The 18,339-nt window shown below is 68.2% G+C and carries 16 protein-coding genes; all 16 read left to right on the forward strand.

Annotated elements, in window-relative coordinates; genetic code table 11:
• Positions 1 to 28: 28 nt before the first annotated feature.
• The 16 genes from JL108_RS15325 to JL108_RS15400 all read left to right on the forward strand — a co-directional run bounded on the left by JL108_RS15325 (position 29) and on the right by JL108_RS15400 (position 18,273).
• The gene (locus JL108_RS15325; protein ID WP_205199069.1) at positions 29 to 724 is read left to right on the forward strand and encodes a demethylmenaquinone methyltransferase; all 696 of its coding nucleotides are present in this window, start codon (positions 29 to 31) and stop codon (positions 722 to 724) included.
• 286 nt (positions 725 to 1,010) lie between these two features.
• Positions 1,011 to 1,370, forward strand: coding sequence for an NADH-quinone oxidoreductase subunit A (locus JL108_RS15330; RefSeq protein ID WP_087623287.1), 360 nt, complete (start codon positions 1,011 to 1,013; stop codon positions 1,368 to 1,370).
• Positions 1,370 to 1,924, forward strand: coding sequence for an NADH-quinone oxidoreductase subunit B family protein (locus JL108_RS15335; RefSeq protein ID WP_143913038.1), 555 nt, complete (start codon positions 1,370 to 1,372; stop codon positions 1,922 to 1,924). The genes JL108_RS15330 and JL108_RS15335 overlap by 1 nt, the downstream gene beginning before the upstream one ends.
• Positions 1,921 to 2,670 carry an NADH-quinone oxidoreductase subunit C gene (locus JL108_RS15340; RefSeq protein ID WP_205199070.1) on the forward strand — a complete coding sequence of 250 codons (750 nt, stop codon included), beginning with the start codon at positions 1,921 to 1,923 and terminating at the stop codon, positions 2,668 to 2,670. Before JL108_RS15335 ends, JL108_RS15340 begins: the two co-directional genes overlap by 4 nt.
• Before the next feature lie 235 nt (positions 2,671 to 2,905).
• Positions 2,906 to 4,240, forward strand: coding sequence for an NADH-quinone oxidoreductase subunit D (locus JL108_RS15345; protein WP_205199071.1), 1,335 nt, complete (start codon positions 2,906 to 2,908; stop codon positions 4,238 to 4,240).
• A gap of 47 nt (positions 4,241 to 4,287) precedes the next feature.
• On the forward strand, positions 4,288 to 5,106 hold the full coding sequence (gene nuoE / locus JL108_RS15350; protein WP_143913097.1) for an NADH-quinone oxidoreductase subunit NuoE: 819 nt from the start codon (positions 4,288 to 4,290) through the stop codon (positions 5,104 to 5,106).
• Between the two features lie 99 nt (positions 5,107 to 5,205).
• Positions 5,206 to 6,519, forward strand: a complete 1,314-nt coding sequence (gene nuoF / locus JL108_RS15355) for an NADH-quinone oxidoreductase subunit NuoF (protein ID WP_143913035.1) — start codon at positions 5,206 to 5,208, stop codon at positions 6,517 to 6,519.
• Complete coding sequence (locus JL108_RS15360; protein ID WP_205199072.1) at positions 6,516 to 8,912, forward strand: NADH-quinone oxidoreductase subunit G; 2,397 nt, start codon at positions 6,516 to 6,518, stop codon at positions 8,910 to 8,912. Before nuoF ends, JL108_RS15360 begins: the two co-directional genes overlap by 4 nt.
• 136 nt (positions 8,913 to 9,048) lie before the next feature.
• Complete coding sequence (gene nuoH, locus JL108_RS15365; protein WP_205199073.1) at positions 9,049 to 10,290, forward strand: NADH-quinone oxidoreductase subunit NuoH; 1,242 nt, start codon at positions 9,049 to 9,051, stop codon at positions 10,288 to 10,290.
• Positions 10,287 to 10,847, forward strand: a complete 561-nt coding sequence (nuoI, locus tag JL108_RS15370) for an NADH-quinone oxidoreductase subunit NuoI (protein ID WP_143913032.1) — start codon at positions 10,287 to 10,289, stop codon at positions 10,845 to 10,847. Before nuoH ends, nuoI begins: the two co-directional genes overlap by 4 nt.
• Complete coding sequence (locus tag JL108_RS15375) at positions 10,844 to 11,614, forward strand: NADH-quinone oxidoreductase subunit J (RefSeq protein ID WP_205199074.1); 771 nt, start codon at positions 10,844 to 10,846, stop codon at positions 11,612 to 11,614. Before nuoI ends, JL108_RS15375 begins: the two co-directional genes overlap by 4 nt.
• 349 nt (positions 11,615 to 11,963) lie before the next feature.
• On the forward strand, positions 11,964 to 12,257 hold the full coding sequence (nuoK, locus tag JL108_RS15380) for an NADH-quinone oxidoreductase subunit NuoK (protein ID WP_087623278.1): 294 nt from the start codon (positions 11,964 to 11,966) through the stop codon (positions 12,255 to 12,257).
• 11 nt (positions 12,258 to 12,268) lie between these two features.
• The gene (nuoL, locus tag JL108_RS15385) at positions 12,269 to 14,143 is read left to right on the forward strand and encodes an NADH-quinone oxidoreductase subunit L (protein ID WP_205199075.1); all 1,875 of its coding nucleotides are present in this window, start codon (positions 12,269 to 12,271) and stop codon (positions 14,141 to 14,143) included.
• Entirely contained in the window at positions 14,140 to 15,678 is a 1,539-nt protein-coding gene (locus tag JL108_RS15390) for an NADH-quinone oxidoreductase subunit M (RefSeq protein ID WP_205199076.1), read from the forward strand. Before nuoL ends, JL108_RS15390 begins: the two co-directional genes overlap by 4 nt.
• Entirely contained in the window at positions 15,675 to 17,264 is a 1,590-nt protein-coding gene (gene nuoN / locus JL108_RS15395) for an NADH-quinone oxidoreductase subunit NuoN (protein WP_143913028.1), read from the forward strand. Before JL108_RS15390 ends, nuoN begins: the two co-directional genes overlap by 4 nt.
• A gap of 25 nt (positions 17,265 to 17,289) precedes the next feature.
• Complete coding sequence (locus tag JL108_RS15400) at positions 17,290 to 18,273, forward strand: polyprenyl synthetase family protein (protein WP_374190854.1); 984 nt, start codon at positions 17,290 to 17,292, stop codon at positions 18,271 to 18,273.
• Positions 18,274 to 18,339 lie beyond the last annotated feature (66 nt).

Genomic DNA, 18,339 nt, shown 5'->3' on the forward strand with positions numbered 1-18,339 from the left:
TCGAGCCTACTCGTGGGACAGTAAGGCGGTGAGCCGAGCCGGTCTGGACAAGGATCCCCGCGATGTCGCGCGCATGTTCGACGACGTCGCGGCGAAGTACGACCTCACCAATACCGTGCTCACCGGCGGACTGGATCGCTGGTGGCGGCACCTGACGGTTCGGCGTGTCGATGCCCGCCCGGGTGAACGCGTCCTGGACCTGGCGGCGGGCACCGGGGTCTCCAGCGTGCCGCTCGCCGCCACGGGCGCCCAGGTGGTGGCGTGCGACTTCTCCGAGGGCATGCTGCGTGCCGGCAAGGCCGACCGCCCCGAGCTGGACTTCGTCGCCGGCGACGGCATGCGCCTGCCCTTCGGCGATGCCTCCTTCGACGCGGTGACGATCTCCTTCGGGCTGCGCAACTTCCCCGACCCGATCGGCGGGCTCCGCGAGATGCTGCGGGTGACCCGGCCCGGTGGGCGCGTGGTCGTGACCGAGTTCAGCACGCCGACCTGGCGACCCTTCGAGCTCGTGTACAGCCGCGGAGCCCTGGCCGTGCTGCCTCAGGTGGCCAAGGCGGTGTCATCGGACCCGGAGTCCTATGTCTACCTCGCCGAGTCGATCCGGTCGTGGCCGGACCAGCGCGGCCTCGCCGTCCGGATGGCCGAGGCCGGATGGACGGACATCTCCTGGCGCAACCTCACCGGAGGGATTGTCGCCCTCCACCACGCCGTCAAGGGTTCCTGAGTCGCGCCCTTACCGTCCCGTGCGGCGGTACGTCGTCAACCCCATCGACGCTCGGTGAGGTTGACCAGCTACCGCCGTGGGCGACGAAAGGTTGACCACGTACCGCCCGACTGCTGGGCCACCGAGTGACCCCGCCGATGTCTAGAGTGCTGGGTGGCGGTCGCTCCGAGGACTCGGGGTAAGTGTGACCTTAGTTACAGCCCCTTCCGGGCACCGTCGTACAGTGGCGTCTGACGGTTTGTGTGAAGCTCTTCACAAAGTCGCCCCGGCGAAAGTGGGAGGTGTCGTGAACGAATACGTGCCGATCTTGGTGCTCGGTGCCATCGCTCTTGCGTTCGCGCTGTTCAGTGTGGTCATCGCCCCGTTCACGGGCCCCAAGCGCTACAACCGCGCCAAGCTCGATCGCTACGAGTCGGGTATCGCGCCGAGCCCCCTGCCCGAGGGCGGTGGACGTGTCTCGATCAAGTACTTCTTCACCGCGATGATGTTCATCATCTTCGACATCGAGATCGTGTTCCTCTACCCCTTCGCGGTCGCCTTCGATCAGCTGAGCTGGTTCGCCTTCTTCGCCGTCATGCTGTTCCTCGTCAACATCACCATCGCCTACGTCTACGAATGGCGGCGCGGCGGAATGGAGTGGACCTGATGGGCCTCGAAGAAAAGCTCCCGAGCGGCGTCCTGCTCTCGACGGTAGAGGGACTCGCCGGCTACTTCCGCAAGGCCTCGATGTGGCCGGCCACCTTCGGCCTGGCCTGCTGCGCCATCGAGATGATGACCTTCGGAGCCCCGCGTTACGACTCCTCGCGCTTCGGCATGGAGGTCTTCCGGCCCAGCCCGCGCCAGGCCGATCTGATGATCGTCGCCGGGCGAGTGAGCCAGAAGATGGCCCCCGTGCTGCGTCAGATCTACGACCAGATGCCCGGCCCCAAGTGGGTGCTCGCGATGGGCGTCTGCGCCAGCTCGGGCGGCATGTTCAACAACTACGCGATCGTCCAGGGCGTCGACCATGTCGTGCCGGTCGACATGTACCTCCCGGGCTGCCCGCCGCGCCCGGAGATGCTCATCGACGCGATCTTCAAGATCCACGACAAGGTCCAGCACGGCAATCTCGGCGCCGACAAGGAGCGCGAGATCGCCGAGACCGAGCGCGAGGCGCTCGTGGCCGCTCCCACCTCGGCGATGAAGGGACTCATGCGGTGAGCGACGACACGCCCCACGACCCCGCTCCCACGGACGTCGACCGCACCCAGGATCCTTCGCACGAGACGCAGGGCGAGCTCGAACGCTCCGAGGCCCGCGAGCTGGAGATCGTCGAGGTCCGCGAGGGCTCGTTCGGCGTCAAGGGCAGCGGCGACACCAGCGGTTTCGGCGGGCTGCGTCGGCCCGTCGTCATGCCGGGAGCCAGCGCCCCGCCCTACGGCGGCTGGTACGACGATGTCGCCGAGCGACTCGCCGGCGGCGAGGGCCTGACCGACGCCATCGAGAAGGTCGTCGTCGACCGCGGCGAGATCACCTTCTTCATCCGCCGGCATCTGCTGCTCACGACCGTCACCCATCTCCGCAACGATCCCGGCCTTCGCTTCGAGTTCTGCGCGAGCGTCAGCGGCGTGCACTACCCGGAGGAGACCGGGCGCGAGCTGCACGCCGTCTACGAGCTCACCTCGATGACGCACAACCGTCACATCCGGCTCGAGGTCGCCGCACCGGACGACGACCCGCACATTCCGAGCGTCGCGCCGATTTACCCCACCGCGGACTGGCACGAGCGCGAGGCCTGGGACATGTTCGGCATCGTCTTCGACGGACACCCGGCTCTCACCCGCATCCTGATGCCCGACGACTGGCCCGGCCACCCGCAGCGTAAGGACTATCCGCTCGGCGGCATTCCCGTGGAGTTCAAGGGCGGCACGATCCCGGCCCCCGACGAGCGGAGGAGCTACTCATGAGAAGGCTCACCGAGTTCAAGGGCGGCACGCTCTATTGTTTTGCTCGCTCCGCTCGCGGGGCTCGGCGGCATCCCCGTGGAGTTCAAGGGCGGCACGATCCCAGCCCCCGACGAGCGGAGGAGCTACTCATGAGCAGGCGTGGGTGTGGTTTCGATACGCCCCTCGTTCCTCGGGGCTACTCAACCACCGAGCGGACAGCAGAGATCATCACCGGAACAGGAAGGTCGTGCTTGCGATGACCATCCACGACGATCCGTACGCGGGTACCACCGAGACCCCCGAGGGGCCGGTCTTCAACGTCACCGGACAGGACTGGGACTCCATCGATGTCGAAGGCATCGAAGGTGACACCCTCGTCGTCAACATGGGCCCCCAGCACCCGTCCACGCACGGCGTGCTGCGACTCATCCTGGAGATCGACGGCGAGCGCGTGCGCGGTGCGCGTGCCGGCATCGGCTACCTGCACACGGGCATCGAGAAGAACATGGAGTTCCGCACCTGGACCCAGGGCGTGACCTTCTGCACCCGTATGGACTATGTGGCCCCGTTCTCCAACGAGGCCGTCTACGTCCACGGTGTCGAGAAGCTTCTCGGCATCACCGAGGACATCCCCGAGCGTGCCCAGGTACTGCGCGTCCTGCTGCTGGAGCTCAATCGCATCTCCTCGCACCTCATCGCCATCGCGACCGGCGGCATGGAGCTCGGCGCATTGACCGTGATGACCTGCGGCTTCCGCGACCGCGAGGAGATCCTCAAGGTCTTCGAGGCCATCACCGGCCTGCGGATGAACCACGCCTATATCCGCCCCGGCGGTGTCGCCCAGGACCTTCCCGACGGCTCGATCCAGCAGCTCCGGGACACCGTCGCGCTGCTCAAGAAGCGACTCCCCGAGTACGCGGCACTCTGCAATGCCAATCCGATCTTCAAGGGCCGGCTGATGGATGTCGGCCACCTCGACCTCGCCGCCTGCCTCGCGCTCGGCGTGACCGGCCCGCCCCTACGCGCCACCGGCTACGACTGGGACCTGCGCAAGAAGCGCCCCTATTTCGGCTACGAGACCTACGACTTCGACGTCATCACCCGCAACGAGCCCGACTCCTACGGTCGTTTCCGCATTCGCCTCGATGAGATGGACCAGTCGCTGCGGATCGTCGAACAGTGCATCGACCGGCTGGAGGCCAGCGAGGGCGAGCCGGTCATGGTCGCCGACAAGAAGATCGCCTGGCCCGCTCAGCTCTCGGTCGGCGCCGACGGCCAGGGCAACTCGCCCGAGCACATCAAGCACATCATGGGCGAGTCGATGGAAGCGCTCATCCACCACTTCAAGATCGTCACCGAGGGATTCCGGGTGCCGACGGGGCAGGTGTGGGCGGAGATCGAGTCCCCCAAGGGGGTCATCGGCTGTCACGTGGTCTCGGACGGCGGCACCCGCCCGTACCGCGCGCACTTCCGCGACCCGTCCTTCGTCAACCTGCAGGCGGTCGCCGCGATGTGCGAGGGCGCGATGCTCTCGGACGTCATCGTGGCCGTCGCGTCCATCGACCCCGTGATGGGAGGTGTCGACCGATGACCACGAACGATCCTGGGCAGTCGCCGTTGCCCGACCCGGTCGAGGGCATGGTGACCGACACGCCGACCGGCGAGGAGACGCCCTTCGAGCCGGCCCTCGGCCCCGACACACTGGCCGAGCTGGAGTCGCTCGCCGCCCTCTACCCCGAGGCGCGATCGGCGCTCCTGCCGATGCTGCACCTCGTCCAGTCCGTGCAGGGCCGGGTCACCAGTGAGGGCATCGCGACCTGTGCGGAGATCCTCGGCCTGAGCGACGCCGAGGTGTCCGCCGTCGCGACCTTCTACACGATGTACAAGCGCAAGCCGATGGGCACGCATCACGTCGGCGTCTGCACCAACACGCTCTGCGCGATCATGGGCGGCGACGAGATCTTCGATCGGCTCTGCTCGCGGCTCGAGATCGGCAACGACGAAACCACCGAGGACGGCCAGATCACCCTCGAGCGGGTCGAGTGCAACGCGGCCTGCGACTTCGCGCCGGTCATGATGGTCAACTGGGAGTTCTTCGACCACCAGACCCCCGAGTCGGCGGTCGAGGTGGTCGAGCGGCTCCGTGCCGGTGAACCCGTCCAGGCCACCCGCGGCGCGCACATCACCTCGTGGCGGGAGGCGGAGCGTGTCCTCGCCGGATTCGAGGACGGTCTCGTCGACGAAGGTCCCACGGCGGCAGGGCCGTCGCTGGCCGGACTCGCGATCGCCCGCGAGCGCGGCTGGTCGGCCCCCTCCTATGAGACCGATGCCGGCACCGGCCGGGCCGGTGAGAGCAAGGCGGAGGCCGAGGCCGAGGCGGACACCCAGCGTGCCGAGTCCGAGACCGTGGCCGAGGAGTCCCCCGCCGACACCAAGGGAGGCAAGGGCGATGACTGAGCGGCGACGGAGCGTGGTTTCGATACGGTCGCTCGCTGAGCGAGCTCCCTACTCAACCACCGGTGGTCGAGTTCGAGACCACGAGCGGAGGCAAGGGCGATGACTGACACTCTGACTCCGGTCCTGACCGACAACTGGGACCAGGACAATGCGTGGACCCTCGCCGCCTATGAGCAGCGCGGCGGGTACGAGGCGCTCAAGCAGGCGGTACGGATCGCCCCGGACGAGCTCATCACCCTGGTCAAGGACGCCGGCCTGCGTGGTCGCGGCGGCGCGGGCTTCCCCACCGGCATGAAGTGGTCCTTCATCCCGCAGGACAATCCCAAGCCCAAGTACCTCGTCGTCAACGCCGACGAGTCCGAGCCGGGCACGTGCAAGGACATCCCGCTGATGATGGCCTCGCCACACACCCTCATCGAGGGCGTCATCATCTCCTCACGGGCGATCCGGGCCGAGAAGGCGTTCATCTACGTGCGCGGCGAAGTGCTGCACGTGGTCCGCCGGCTGCGCGCCGCCGTGCGCGAGGCCTATGAGGCCGGTTACCTCGGCGAGGACATCCTCGGCACCGGCACCCGCCTCGATATCGTCGTGCACGCGGGCGCGGGAGCCTACATCTGCGGCGAGGAGACCGCGCTGCTCGACTCCCTGGAGGGCCGTCGCGGCCAGCCTCGTCTGCGTCCGCCGTTCCCGGCTGTCGCGGGCCTCTACGCCTCGCCGACCGTCATCAACAATGTCGAGTCGATCGCCTCGGTACCGGCGATCGTGCGCGGCGGCATCGAATGGTTCGGGTCGATGGGCACGGAGAAGAGCAAGGGATTCACCATCTACTCGCTCTCCGGACACGTGCGTCGTCCCGGTCAGTACGAAGCGCCCCTCGGCATCACGCTGCGCGAGCTGTTGGAGCTCGGCGGCGGCATGCGGGAGGGCGCCGAGCTCAAGTTCTGGACCCCCGGAGGATCCTCCACCCCGATCCTGACCGCGGAGCACCTCGACGTCCCGCTCGACTACGAGGGCGTCAGCGCCGCCGGCTCGATGCTCGGCACCAAGGCACTCCAGGTCTTCGACCAGACCACCTCGGTCGTCCGCGCCGTGCTGCGGTGGACCGAGTTCTACAAGCACGAGTCCTGCGGCAAGTGCACCCCGTGTCGTGAAGGCACCTGGTGGATGGTCCAGATCCTGCGCCGCCTCGACAACGGCGAGGGACAGCCCGGCGATATCGAGCTCCTGCAGGACCTCTGCTCCAATATCCTCGGCCGTTCGTTCTGCGCCCTCGGCGACGGAGCCACCAGCCCCATCACCTCGGCCATCGAGTACTTCCGGGACGAGTTCGAGGCAGGCATGAACACGCCCTCCTCCGAGCTCTTCCCGCCGTCGGCATCCACGCTGTTCGCCAAGGAGGGGGTCGCGTCGTGACCGTCACCGAACCAGGATCGACCGAGGTCACCCCGGTCGAGCTCGTCACCCTGACGATCGACGATGTCGAGGTCAGCGTCCCCAAGGGCACTCTCGTGATCCGGGCGGCGGAGCTCATCGGCACGGAGATCCCGCGCTTCTGCGATCACCCGCTGCTGGAGCCGGTCGGAGCCTGCCGCCAGTGCCTCGTGGAGGTCCCGGACGCCGGCAACGGCCGTGGCATGCCCAAGCCGCAGGCCTCGTGCACCCTCGAGGTCGCTCCCGGCATGGTCGTCAACACGCAGGTCACCTCGCCCGCGGCGGACAAGGCCCAGCGCGGCAACCTGGAGTTCCTGCTCGCCAACCACCCGCTGGACTGCCCGGTCTGCGACAAGGGCGGCGAGTGCCCGCTGCAGAACCAGGCGCTCAGCCACGGCAACGGCGAGTCCCGGTTCATCGAGTCCAAGCGGCTCTTCGCCAAGCCGGTCAACGTGTCCGAGAATGTCCTGCTGGACCGCGAGCGCTGTGTGCTGTGCCAGCGGTGCACGCGCTTCTCCGAGGAGATCGCGGGCGATCCCTTCATCGCGTTGCTCGAGCGCGGCGCTCAGCAGCAGATCGGCATCGCCGACGGAGAGCCCTTCCACTCCTACTTCTCGGGCAACACGATTCAGATCTGCCCCGTCGGTGCTCTCACGAGTGCCGACTACCGCTTCCGTTCGCGCCCCTTCGACCTGGTCTCGGTGCCCTCCGTGGCCGAGCACGATGCCTGCGGCGCGGCGATCCGCATCGATCACCGTCGCGGCAAGGTCATGCGCCGTCTCGCCGGCGACGATCCCGAGGTCAACGAGGAGTGGATCACCGACAAGGACCGCTTCGCCTTCACCTGGTCGACCCGCGACGACCGCCTTCGCACCCCGCTCGTACGGGATGCCGAGACGGGGGAGCTCCAGCCGATGTCGTGGCCCGGAGCCCTCGCGGTCGCGGCCCGCGGCCTGGCCGGCACGCAGCCCGGTGTCCTGACCGGCGGGCGACTGACGCTGGAGGACGCCTACGCCTACGCCAAGTTCGCTCGGGCGGTGCTCGGCACCAATGACATCGACTTCCGTTCGCGTCCGGTGAGCGACGAGGAGACGGCCTTCCTGGCCCACCACGTCGCGGGAGCCGGGCGAGGCGTCACCTATCGCGATCTCGACCGCGCCGGCACCGTGGTGCTGGCCGGTCTCGAGCCCGAGGACGAGGCGGGCACGCTCTTCCTGCGGCTGCGCAAGGCGGTCAAGAACGGGACGCGCGTCGTGGCCGTGGCGAGCCACCTCACCCGCGGACTGCGCAAACTCGATGCTGAGCTCGTCAGCGCGGTCCCCGGGCGGGAAGCTGAGGCGCTCGCCGCCCTGTCGCTCGGCGACACCGATGTCGTTCTGGCAGGCGAGCGGTTGGGTCTGGCGCCAGGTGGGCTCGCCGCGGCCGTCGATCTCGTCGGTCGCGCCGGTGCCCGGCTGGCCTGGGTGCCGCGTCGCGCGGGCGACCGAGGCGCGGTCGACGCGGGCTGCCTGCCCACGCTGCTGCCCGGTGGCCGGCCGGTCGCTGAGGCCGAGGCGCGCGCCGACCTCGCCGCCGCGTGGGGAGTGGATCAGCTACCCGACACGACCGGCCGTGACACCGTGGGAATCATCGCCGCGCTCGCGGCCGGTGAGCTCACGTCGGCGGTCATCGGTGGTGTGGAGCTGGCCGACCTGCCCGACCCCGCAGCGGCCCGGGCGGCGCTGGAGACGGCGGAGTTCGTCGTCAGCCTGGAAGTCAGGGCCGGCGATGTCACGCCCTACGCCGATGTGGTGCTGCCGGTGGCCCCGCCGGTCGAGAAGTCCGGCACCTTCGTGAACTGGGAAGGCCGACGACGCCCCTTCGACACCGCGCTCGAGGTCTCCGGCTCCCTGCCGGACGTCAGGGTCCTGGCCGGTATCGCCGAGGAGCTGGGAACACCCCTGGGGATCCGTGGCGTGGCGGCTGCCCGGCGCGAGCTGGACGAGCTCGGCGCCTGGGACGGCGCACGCGCCCCGTTCGAGACCGCGCACGCGAACCCGCCGGCCGAGAGCGGTGCAGTGGTCCTCGACACCTGGAAGCAGCTGATCGACGATGGACGCCTGCAGGACGGTGCGGACACCTACCGGCTCACGGCACGTCCGGCGCGGTTGAAGGCCAATGCCGCGACACTGGCCGCCGCGAACGTCGAGCCCGGCGGGTCGGCGCGATTGAGCACCGAGCGCGGCGCGGCGGAGTTCATCGCCGATGTGGCCGATCTGCCCGATGGCGTGGTCTGGGTGCCCGCCAACTCCGAGGGCGTCAACGTGAGGTCCGTCCTCGCGGTGGGCCCCGGCGACCCGGTCACCCTGAGCGACAGCCGGGAGGAGCGAGCATGAGCGTCTTTCGGTACACCCCGGAACCGCGACTCGGTGGTCGAGTAGTGGAGTCCGCTTTACGCGCGGAGCATGGAGCCGTCGCATCTGGGGCGTCGCCGCGACGGAGCGAGACCACTTCGACCGGGGGTGACTGGCGATGAGTGAGGTGTTCGGCAACGATCCGATGTGGGTCGTCGCGCTCAAGTCACTGCTGATCTTCGTGATCCTGGTGCTCTACACGCTGTTCAACATCTGGTTCGAGCGCCGCGTCGTGGCGCGGATGCAGCACCGCGTCGGCCCCAATATGAACGGCCCCTTCGGCCTGCTCCAGAGCCTCGCCGACGGCGTCAAGCTCGGCCTCAAGGAGGAGATCTTCCCCAAGGCGGTCGACAAGGTCGTCTACTTCATGGCACCGATCCTCGCGGTCGTGCCGGCCTTCCTGGCCTGGGCGGTCATCCCCTTCGGGCCCGAGGTGCGCATCCCCTTCACCGAGACCTACACCGCGCTGCAGCTGACCGATATGCCGGTCGCCGTGCTCTACGTCCTGGCGGTCACCTCGATCGGCATCTACGGCATCGTGCTCGCCGGCTGGTCCTCCGGCTCGGTCTACTCGCTGCTCGGCGGTCTGCGCTCCAGCGCCCAGATGATCTCCTATGAGGTCGCGATGGGGCTGAGCTTCGTCAGCGTCTTCATCTTCGCCGGGTCGATGTCCACCTCGGAGATCGTCGCCGCCCAGGACCAGTGGTGGTTCTTCCTCCCGCTGCTGCCGTCCTTCGTCATCTACGTGATCGCCATGGTCGGCGAGACCAACCGCGCCCCCTTCGACCTCCCCGAGGCCGAGGGCGAACTCGTCGGTGGCTTCCACACCGAGTACTCGTCCTTCAAGTTCGCGATGTTCTTCCTCGCGGAGTACATCAACATGGTCACCGTGTCGGCCCTCGCGACGACGCTCTTCCTCGGCGGCTGGCGTGCCCCCTTCGGCCTCGCGCAGGTCTGGGAGGGCGCCAACGAGGGCTACTGGCCGGTGATCTGGTTCCTCGGCAAGACCCTGTGCTTCATCTTCCTGTTCGTCTGGCTGCGCGGCACGCTGCCGCGCATGCGGTACGACCAGTTCATGCACTTCGGCTGGAAGTGGCTCATCCCGATCGCGCTCGGCTGGACGATCGTGGTGGCCTTCGTGCGCAAGGCCCAGCAGGAGGAGCTGATCACCCAGCAGGTCCTCGTGTGGGGCGGCGTCATCGTGGCGGTGCTGCTGGTGGCCACCTTCCTCATCCCGGAGAAGAAGGAACCCGAGCCCGAGCCTGAGCCGGAGGCCGAGTTCGATGCCTTCGCCGGGGGCTATCCCGTGCCGCCCATGCCCGGCCAGCAGAGCACCGATCGTCAGGAGGCTCGACCATGAGCACGCTCAAAGAGACCCTGTGGGACCCGGTCGCCGGGTTCGGCGTCACGTTCCGGACGATGTTCAAGAAGCCCGTCACGGAGCGCTACCCGCAGGAGAAGCGCCCGACCGCGCCACGCTTCCACGGACGTCACCAGCTGAATCGCTGGCCCGACGGTCTGGAGAAGTGCGTCGGCTGTGAGCTGTGCGCGTGGGCGTGCCCGGCGGACGCGATCTACGTCGAAGGCGCCTCCAACACCGAGGACGAGCGGTTCAGTCCCGGCGAGCGGTACGGCCGCGTCTACCAGATCAACTACCTGCGCTGCATCCTCTGCGGCTTGTGCATCGAGGCCTGCCCGACGCGCGCGTTGACCATGACCAATGAGTACGAGCTGGCCGACGACAACCGCGAGGACCTCATCTACGAGAAGTCCGACCTCCTCGCGCCGCTGCTGCCCGGCATGACCGAGCCTCCGCACGAGATGCTCATCAGCGACGACCACCACGATTACTACCGGGGCAAGTCCCTGCCGATCGTCGAGGCCGACGACGCGACCGACTCGGGTGAGGCCCGATGACGACCTTCTGGATCCTCGCGCCGGTCATGGTGATCGCCGCGATGGGACTGATCTTCGCCCGCAAGGCGGTGCACGCGGCGCTGTGCCTCGCGGTCGTCATGATCAGCCTCGCGGTGCTGTACGCCGTGCAGGACGCGCCGTTCCTGTTCGCGGTGCAGATCATCGTCTACACCGGCGCGATCATGATGCTCTTCCTCTTCGTGCTGATGCTGGTGGGCGTCGATCGCTCCGACTCGCTCGTCGAGACCATCAAGGGCCAGCGGCTCGCCGCTGCGGTGGTCGGCCTCCTCTTCGCCGTCACGCTCTCGATCGGCGTCGGCCAGGTGGTCGTCAGCTCGACCATCGGACTGGAGCAGGCGAATGCCGAGGGCAACGTCGAGGGTCTCGCCGCGCTGCTGTTCACGCGGTACGTGATCGCCTTCGAGTTCACCGCGGCCCTGATGATCACCGCCGTGCTCGGTGCGATGGTGCTCGCGCACCGTGAGCGGCTGGTGGCCCCCCGCAACCAGACCGACCTGCAGAAGCAGCGGATGCGTGACTACGCCGAACACGGTCGGCACCCGGGCAACCCGCCGACACCGGGGGTCTTCGCGCTGCACAATGCGGTCGACACGCCCGCTCTCCTGCCCGACGGCACCACGTCCGAGGAGTCGGTGCCCGAGAGCCTGCGTCAGCGCGGCCAGGAGCATCAGGCCCTCGACGACAGCGCGGTGCAGAAGCGTCTCCGCGAGATCGGCCCCGACGAGGACGAGGAGGAGAAGCCATGAGCGAGGTCGGAAGGCGTGGTCTCGATACGCTTCGGTCGCCGGGCGACCTCCGGCGCGGTTTCGGTGATCGAGTAGCTGGGCGAGGGACGAGCCCGCGTATCGAGATCACATCACGTAAGTGTGGTCTCGATACGCTTCGGTCGCTGAGCGACCTCCGCTACTCGACCACCGGGGGGCGTGGTTTCGGTGATCGAGTAGCCCCGTCCGCTCTGCGGGCGCGGCGTATCGAGATCACGTTACGCAGCCGTGGCCTCGATACGCGCCCTCGTTCCTCGGGCGCTACTCGACCACCGAGGGTGGGGCGAGGGGCGAGCCCGCGTATCGAGATCACCCGGGAGGGCGCCGACCGATGACGGAGTACATCACCCTGTCGTTCCTGCTGTTCACGATCGGTGCCGTCGGCGTGCTCGTGCGCCGCAACGCGATCGTCGTGTTCATGTGCGTCGAGCTCATGCTCAACGCCACCAACCTCGCCTTCGTCAGCTTCGCGCGCCAGCACGGCAATCTCGACGGCCAGACCGCGGCCTTCTTCGTGATGGTCGTGGCCGCCGCCGAGGTCGTCATCGGCCTGGCCATCATCGTGTCCATCTACCGCACGCGTCGCTCGACCTCGGTCGACGAGGCGAATCTGCTGAAGGCGTAAGGGGAGAGTAGATGCTCGAGTTGTTCTGGCTGCTCATCGCGATCCCCCTGGCGGGCGCGGCTCTGCTCCTGGTGTGGGGCAAGGGGTCGGATCGCTTCGGTCACCTGATCGCGACGGCGGCCTCGGCCGCCGCCTTCGTGCTCGGCCTCATCATGTTCATCGAGCTGATCGGCCGCGGCGCCGACGATCGCTCGGTCACCACGTCGCTCGGCACCTGGTTCGAGGCGGGCCGCTTCCACGTGGAGTTCGCCTTCACCTTCGACCAGCTGTCGAGCCTCTTCGTGCTGCTCATCACCGGTGTCGGCACGCTCATCCACCTGTACTCGATCGGGTACATGGCTCACGACGAGCGTCGTCGCCGGTTCTTCGCCTACCTCAATCTCTTCATCGCCGCGATGCTCACGCTCGTGCTCGCGGCCGACTACCTGGTGCTGTTCCTCGGCTGGGAGGGCGTCGGTCTCGCCTCCTACCTGCTGATTGGCTTCTGGCAGCACAAGGAAACCGCGGCCGCGGCTGCCAACAAGGCGTTCATCATGAACCGCGTCGGCGACCTCGGCATGGTCATCGCGCTGATGACGATGTTCGCCACCTTCGGCACTACCTCGATCGCTGCCGTGAACGGCGCGATCGACTCCGCCTCGGGATCCACCGCCACGGCGCTGGGGCTGCTGCTGCTCGTCGGTGCCTGCGGCAAGTCCGCTCAGGTGCCGCTGCAGGCCTGGCTGCTGGACGCGATGGAGGGCCCCACCCCGGTGTCGGCCCTCATCCACGCCGCGACCATGGTGACCGCCGGCGTCTACCTGGTGGTGCGCTCGGCCGGTATCTACGATGCCTCGGAGATCGCCCGGACCGTCGTGGTGATCGTGGGCCTGGTGACGCTGCTCGTCGGCGCCTGGATCGGCTGCGCCAAGGACGACATCAAGAAGGTCCTCGCCGGCTCGACGATGAGCCAGATCGGCTACATGATGCTGGCCGCCGGCCTCGGCCCGGCCGGCTACGCTTTCGCGATCTTCCACCTGCTGACGCACGGTTTCTTCAAGGCCAATATGTTCCTCGGCGCCGGCTCGGTCATGCACGCGATGGACGACGACGTCGACATGCGCCACTACGGCGCCCTGCGCCGCGCCATGCCGATCACCTTCGTGACCTTCGGCCTCGGCTACCTGGCGATCATCGGATTCCCGGGCATGTCCGGCTTCTTCAGCAAGGACAAGATCATCGAGGCGGCCCTCGGCTACAACGTGTGGATCGGCCTCGGCGCGATGATCGGGGCCGGTGTCACGGCCTTCTACATGACCCGCCTGATGATGATGACCTTCTTCGGCGAGAAGCGCTGGCGCGACGAGGTGCACCCGCACGAGTCGCCGAGCGTCATGACCATCCCGCTCATCGTGCTCGCGGCCGCCTCGGTGCTGGGCGGTGTGCTGTACCTGGGTGGCTGGATCACGGACTGGCTCGAGCCGATCGCCGGGCATGCGGAGCATCCGCATCTGCCGGTGCCGGTCATCGTCGTCCAGCTCGGTGTGATGGCGCTCGTGGCCCTCGGCGTCGCGGCCGGGGTGTGGCTCTATCGCCGGGACATCCCGGATCGGGCCGCCGCTGACTCGGATGTCTCGATCGTCACCCGCGCGGGGCGGCACGAGATCTACACCAATGAGGTCAACGGAGCGCTGGTCGTGCTGCCGATGCGCTACCTCACCCGGTTCCTCGTCTGGCTCGATGCTCGGGGCATCGACGGCACGGTCACCGGCACGGCCGATCGGATCGGCGAGGCGTCGCAGCAGCTGCGGCGCACGCAGACCGGCTACGTCCGCTCCTATGCTCTCGGAATCTTCGGCGGCGCGCTGCTCGTCGTCCTCGGACTCTTGGCGGTGACCCTCGCATGATGCTGACTGTCCTGGCTGTCGCGCCGATCATCGGCGCGCTGCTCGTCGCCTGCTGGCCGGGCGCTTCGGGCAACCCGCGCCTGGTGAAGGTGCTGGCGCTCGCCGTCTCGCTCGTGACCCTCGTGCTGGCGATCGTCGTCGCGGCGCAGTTCGACCCCGCGGAGGGCGGCTACCAGTTCGTCGAGCAGCGCGAGTGGATCCCGGCGATCGGCGCCCACTACGCGCTGGGGTTGAACGGCATCGGCCTCACGCTGGTCATGTTGACCACGATCCTCAGCCCGATCGTCATCCTGGCGGCCTGGGGGGACCGGCTGCCCAATCCTTCGCGGACGCACACCTACTTCGCGTGGATGCTCGCGCTCGAGGGCCTGGCGATCGGTGTCTTCGCCGCGACCGATGTCTTCCTCTTCTATCTCTTGTTCGAGGCGACGCTGGTCCCGCTGTACTTCCTGATCGGCGCCCACGGCGGCGTCGGACGGTCCTACGCGGCGGTCAAGTTCCTCATCTACAACCTCGTCGGCGGTCTGCTGATGCTGGCCTCGATCGTCGGCCTCTACGCGCTGACGACCCAGGCGGGGGAGTCGAGCTTCCTGCACAGCGATCTGATCGGCCTCGACATCTCGGCGGGCACCGAGAAGCTGCTCTTCATGGGCTTCTTCATCGCCTTCGCGGTCAAGGCGCCGATGTGGCCGCTGCACACCTGGCTGCCGGACGCCGCGGCCTCGTCGACGCCCTCGACGGCAGTGCTGATGGTCAGCATCGTCGACAAGATCGGCACCTTCGCGATGATCCGGTGGTGTCTGGAGATCTTCCCCGGTGCCTCGCAGTGGGCCAGCCCGGTCGTGATGGTGCTGGCGGTCATCAGCATCCTCTACGGCGCCCTCCTGGCGATCGGCCAGGACGATATCCGCCGCCTGATCGCCTTCACCTCGGTGTCGCACTTCGGATTCATCGTGTTGGGCATCTTCGCCTTCACGACGCTCTCGACCTCCGGCGCGACGCTCTACATGTTCAACCACGGCTTGTCGACCGCCGTGCTGTTCCTGGTCACCGGCATGCTCATCGCACGCCGCGGGTCGGCGAGCATCGCGGACTTCGGCGGAGTGCAGAAGATCGCCCCGGTGCTGGCCGGCATCCTGCTGATCGGCGGCCTGTCGAGCCTCTCGTTGCCGGGCCTCGCCCCGTTCATCTCGGAGTTCATGGTGCTCGCGGGCACGTTCACTGTCTCGATCCCGCTCGCGGTCGTCGCCGCCTTCGGCATCATCCTCGCGGCCGTCTACATCCTGCTGATGTACAAGCGCACCATGACCGGTCCGCTGCGGCCGGGTCTCGACGGCATCCGCGAGCTCGACGGCCGGGAGGTCACGGCGCTCGCGCCGGCGGTGGTGCTGATCATCGCGCTGGGCTTCGTGCCCGGGCCGCTGCTGTCGGTCATCAACCCGTCGGTGGAGCCGGTGATCGCCCAGGTGGGGGCCGAGGATCCGGTGCCGCCGCATCCGGCCGACGCCTCCGCGACTGAAGGAGACCACGAATGATCCCCGCCGCACAGCTCGACTACTGGGTGCTGTCGCCGCTCTTCGTCGTCGCCGGCTTCGCGATCCTCGGCCTGATCCTGGAGGCCGCGCTCGGGCGCCGCTACCGCTTCGTGGTCCAGGCGATCGCCACGGCGGTCGGCCTCGTCGCCGCGCTGGTCGTGAGCATCCTGGTCTACGGTGACCTCGGCACGCCGGAGGAGGCGAGCCATGTCGCGCGCGGCGCGGTCGAGGCCGAGGGCGCGGTCACCGTCGACGGTCCAGGCGTGGTCACGTGGATCATGCTGCTGGTCTTCGCACTGCTGAGCCTGGGACTGTTCGCCGAGCGTCGCTTCGAGGCGGGCATGAGCCCCTTCACTGGTCGCGCGGCGGACATCCCCGGATCGGACGAGGAGACCCAGGCGGTGCAGCACCGGCTGGAGCACACCGAGGTCTTCCCGCTCATGCTGTTCGCCTTGTCGGGCATGATGCTGTTCGCCACCGCCAACGACCTCATCACGATGTTCGTCGCCCTCGAGGTCCTCTCCCTGCCGCTCTATGTGTTGTGCGCCCTTTCGCGGCGGCGCAGGCTGATCAGCCAGGAAGCCGCGATGAAGTACTTCCTGCTCGGTGCCTTCTCGTCGGTGTTCTTCCTCTACGGCGCCGCCCTCGCCTACGGCTACTCGGGCAGCCTGAACCTGACCATCATCGATGAGGCCGTCTCCGCCCGTGCCGACTCCGGCGGGCTGCTGCTGGTGGCCATGGCGATGATCGCCGTCGGCTTGCTGTTCAAGATCGGCGCCGTGCCGTTCCACGCCTGGACCCCCGATGTCTACCAGGGCGCCCCGACCCCGGTGACCGGCTTCATGGCGGCCGCCACCAAGGCCGCGGCCTTCATCGCCCTCATGCGCGTCTTCTTCGTCGCCTTCGGTGGAGCCTCGTGGGACTGGCGGCCCACCTTCTGGGTCGTGGCCGTCATCACGATGGTGTTCGGCTCGGTGGTCGCGATCGCCCAGACCGATGTCAAGCGGATGCTGGCCTACTCGTCCATCGCCCACGCGGGCTTCCTGCTGGTGGGCTTCTCGGCGGCCTATGTGGGGATCGCCGACGACGCCGCGCTCACCTCGGTGTCGAGTGTGCTGTTCTACCTGGTCGTCTACGGGGTGGCGACGATCGGCGCCTTCGCCGTGGTGTCCGTGGTCCGCGATTCGGCGGGGGAGACCACCCACCTGGCCAAGTGGGCCGGCCTCGGTCAGCGCTCGCCCTGGCTGGCGGGAACCTTCGCGCTGTTCATGCTGTCCTTCGCGGGCATTCCGCTGACGGCCGGTTTCATCGGCAAGTGGGGCGTGTTCGCCGCGGCCTGGGCCGGGGGCACCTGGCCGCTCGTGGTCATCGGCGTGCTCGCGAGCGCGCTCGCGGCGTACTTCTACGTCCGGGTCATCGTCCTGATGTTCTTCACCGAGCCGGTGGGAGATGGGCCGACCGTCGCCGCTCCGGGGGTATTGACTACCGTGGTCATTGCGCTGGCGGCGATCGCCACCGTGGTGCTCGGGGTGCTTCCGGGTCCGCTGCTCGACATCGTGCAGCACGCCGGCGCGTTCGTGCGCTAGCTGTGCTGCTGAGGAGAATCGCGTGATCGTAGGAGTGTCGTTCGAGGATCCGGGCCTGACCTCCCGGATCCGCAGCGGCGTCGACCGAGTCGAGGCCCTGCTCGCGCGCTCCGTCGACAGTCCCGAGCCCTTCGTCGCGGAGGCGGCGGCCCACCTGCTCAACGCCGGTGGCAAGCGCTTCCGGCCGTTGCTGACGTTGCTGTGCGCCGAGTTCGGCGAGCCTCGCGGGGACGAGGCGGTCGAGGCCGCCGTGGTGATGGAGCTGACACACCTGGCGACGCTGTATCACGACGACGTGATGGATGAGGCGCCGGTGCGACGCGGTGCGCCGAGCGCCAATGCGCGCTGGGACAACTCGATCGCCATCCTGGTCGGCGACTACCTCTTCGCGGAGGCATCGCAGATCGTGGCGGGTCTCGGCACCGAGGCTGTGCGCATCCAGGCCGAGACCTTCTCACGTCTCGTGCGGGGGCAGATCCGCGAGACGCTGGGTCCCGGCGAGGGCGAGGACCCGCTGCGGCACTACCTCGATGTCGTGGCGGACAAGACCGGTTCCCTCATCGCGGCCTGTGCCCTGCTCGGGTCCAAGATGGCGGGCGCGAGCGAGGAGGTCCAGCGGACGCTGCTGGAGTTCGGCGAGCGTATCGGCGTCGCGTTCCAACTCGCCGACGACATCATCGACATCGCGAGCGAGAGCGGCGACTCGGGCAAGACGCCCGGTACCGACCTGCGCGAGGGCGTGCCGACGCTCCCGACCTTGTTGGTGCTCGCCTCGAGCGATGAGGCCGATGCCGAGCTGCGGGCTCGTCTCTCGGCCCCGATCGAGGACGATGCCCTCGTCGAGGGCACCCTCGATGAGCTGCGTGCGCATCCGGCGATGGCCGAGGCGCGCGCCTATGTCCACGCCGAGGCGGACGCCTCCCGTGCGCTGCTGGAGAAGCTACCCGCGGGCCCGGCCCGCGATGCGCTGAGCGAGCTCTGCGATACCGTCGTCACCCGCGTCGGCTGACCCTCACCCGTGCGGCTCCGCGAGCTCGTCCTCGTCCCGGCTCCGCCAGTCCAACTTCCTGCGCCT

Source organism: Aeromicrobium sp. YIM 150415, assembly GCF_016918125.1.
Lineage (GTDB): Bacteria > Actinomycetota > Actinomycetes > Propionibacteriales > Nocardioidaceae > Aeromicrobium > Aeromicrobium piscarium.

Bases quoted from the DNA above. Each gene is read 5' to 3' on its own strand.
- nuoI (WP_143913032.1), top strand. From the start codon at position 10,287: ATGAGCACGCTCAAAGAGACCCTGTGGGACCCGGTCGCCGGGTTCGGC.
- JL108_RS15345 (WP_205199071.1), top strand. From the start codon at position 2,906: ATGACCATCCACGACGATCCGTACGCGGGTACCACCGAGACCCCCGAG.
- JL108_RS15375 (WP_205199074.1), top strand. From the start codon at position 10,844: ATGACGACCTTCTGGATCCTCGCGCCGGTCATGGTGATCGCCGCGATG.
- nuoL (WP_205199075.1), top strand. From the start codon at position 12,269: ATGCTCGAGTTGTTCTGGCTGCTCATCGCGATCCCCCTGGCGGGCGCG.
- JL108_RS15335 (WP_143913038.1), top strand. From the start codon at position 1,370: ATGGGCCTCGAAGAAAAGCTCCCGAGCGGCGTCCTGCTCTCGACGGTA.
- nuoF (WP_143913035.1), top strand. From the start codon at position 5,206: ATGACTGACACTCTGACTCCGGTCCTGACCGACAACTGGGACCAGGAC.
- nuoK (WP_087623278.1), top strand. From the start codon at position 11,964: ATGACGGAGTACATCACCCTGTCGTTCCTGCTGTTCACGATCGGTGCC.
- JL108_RS15390 (WP_205199076.1), top strand. From the start codon at position 14,140: ATGATGCTGACTGTCCTGGCTGTCGCGCCGATCATCGGCGCGCTGCTC.
- nuoN (WP_143913028.1), top strand. From the start codon at position 15,675: ATGATCCCCGCCGCACAGCTCGACTACTGGGTGCTGTCGCCGCTCTTC.
- nuoH (WP_205199073.1), top strand. From the start codon at position 9,049: ATGAGTGAGGTGTTCGGCAACGATCCGATGTGGGTCGTCGCGCTCAAG.
- nuoE (WP_143913097.1), top strand. From the start codon at position 4,288: ATGGTGACCGACACGCCGACCGGCGAGGAGACGCCCTTCGAGCCGGCC.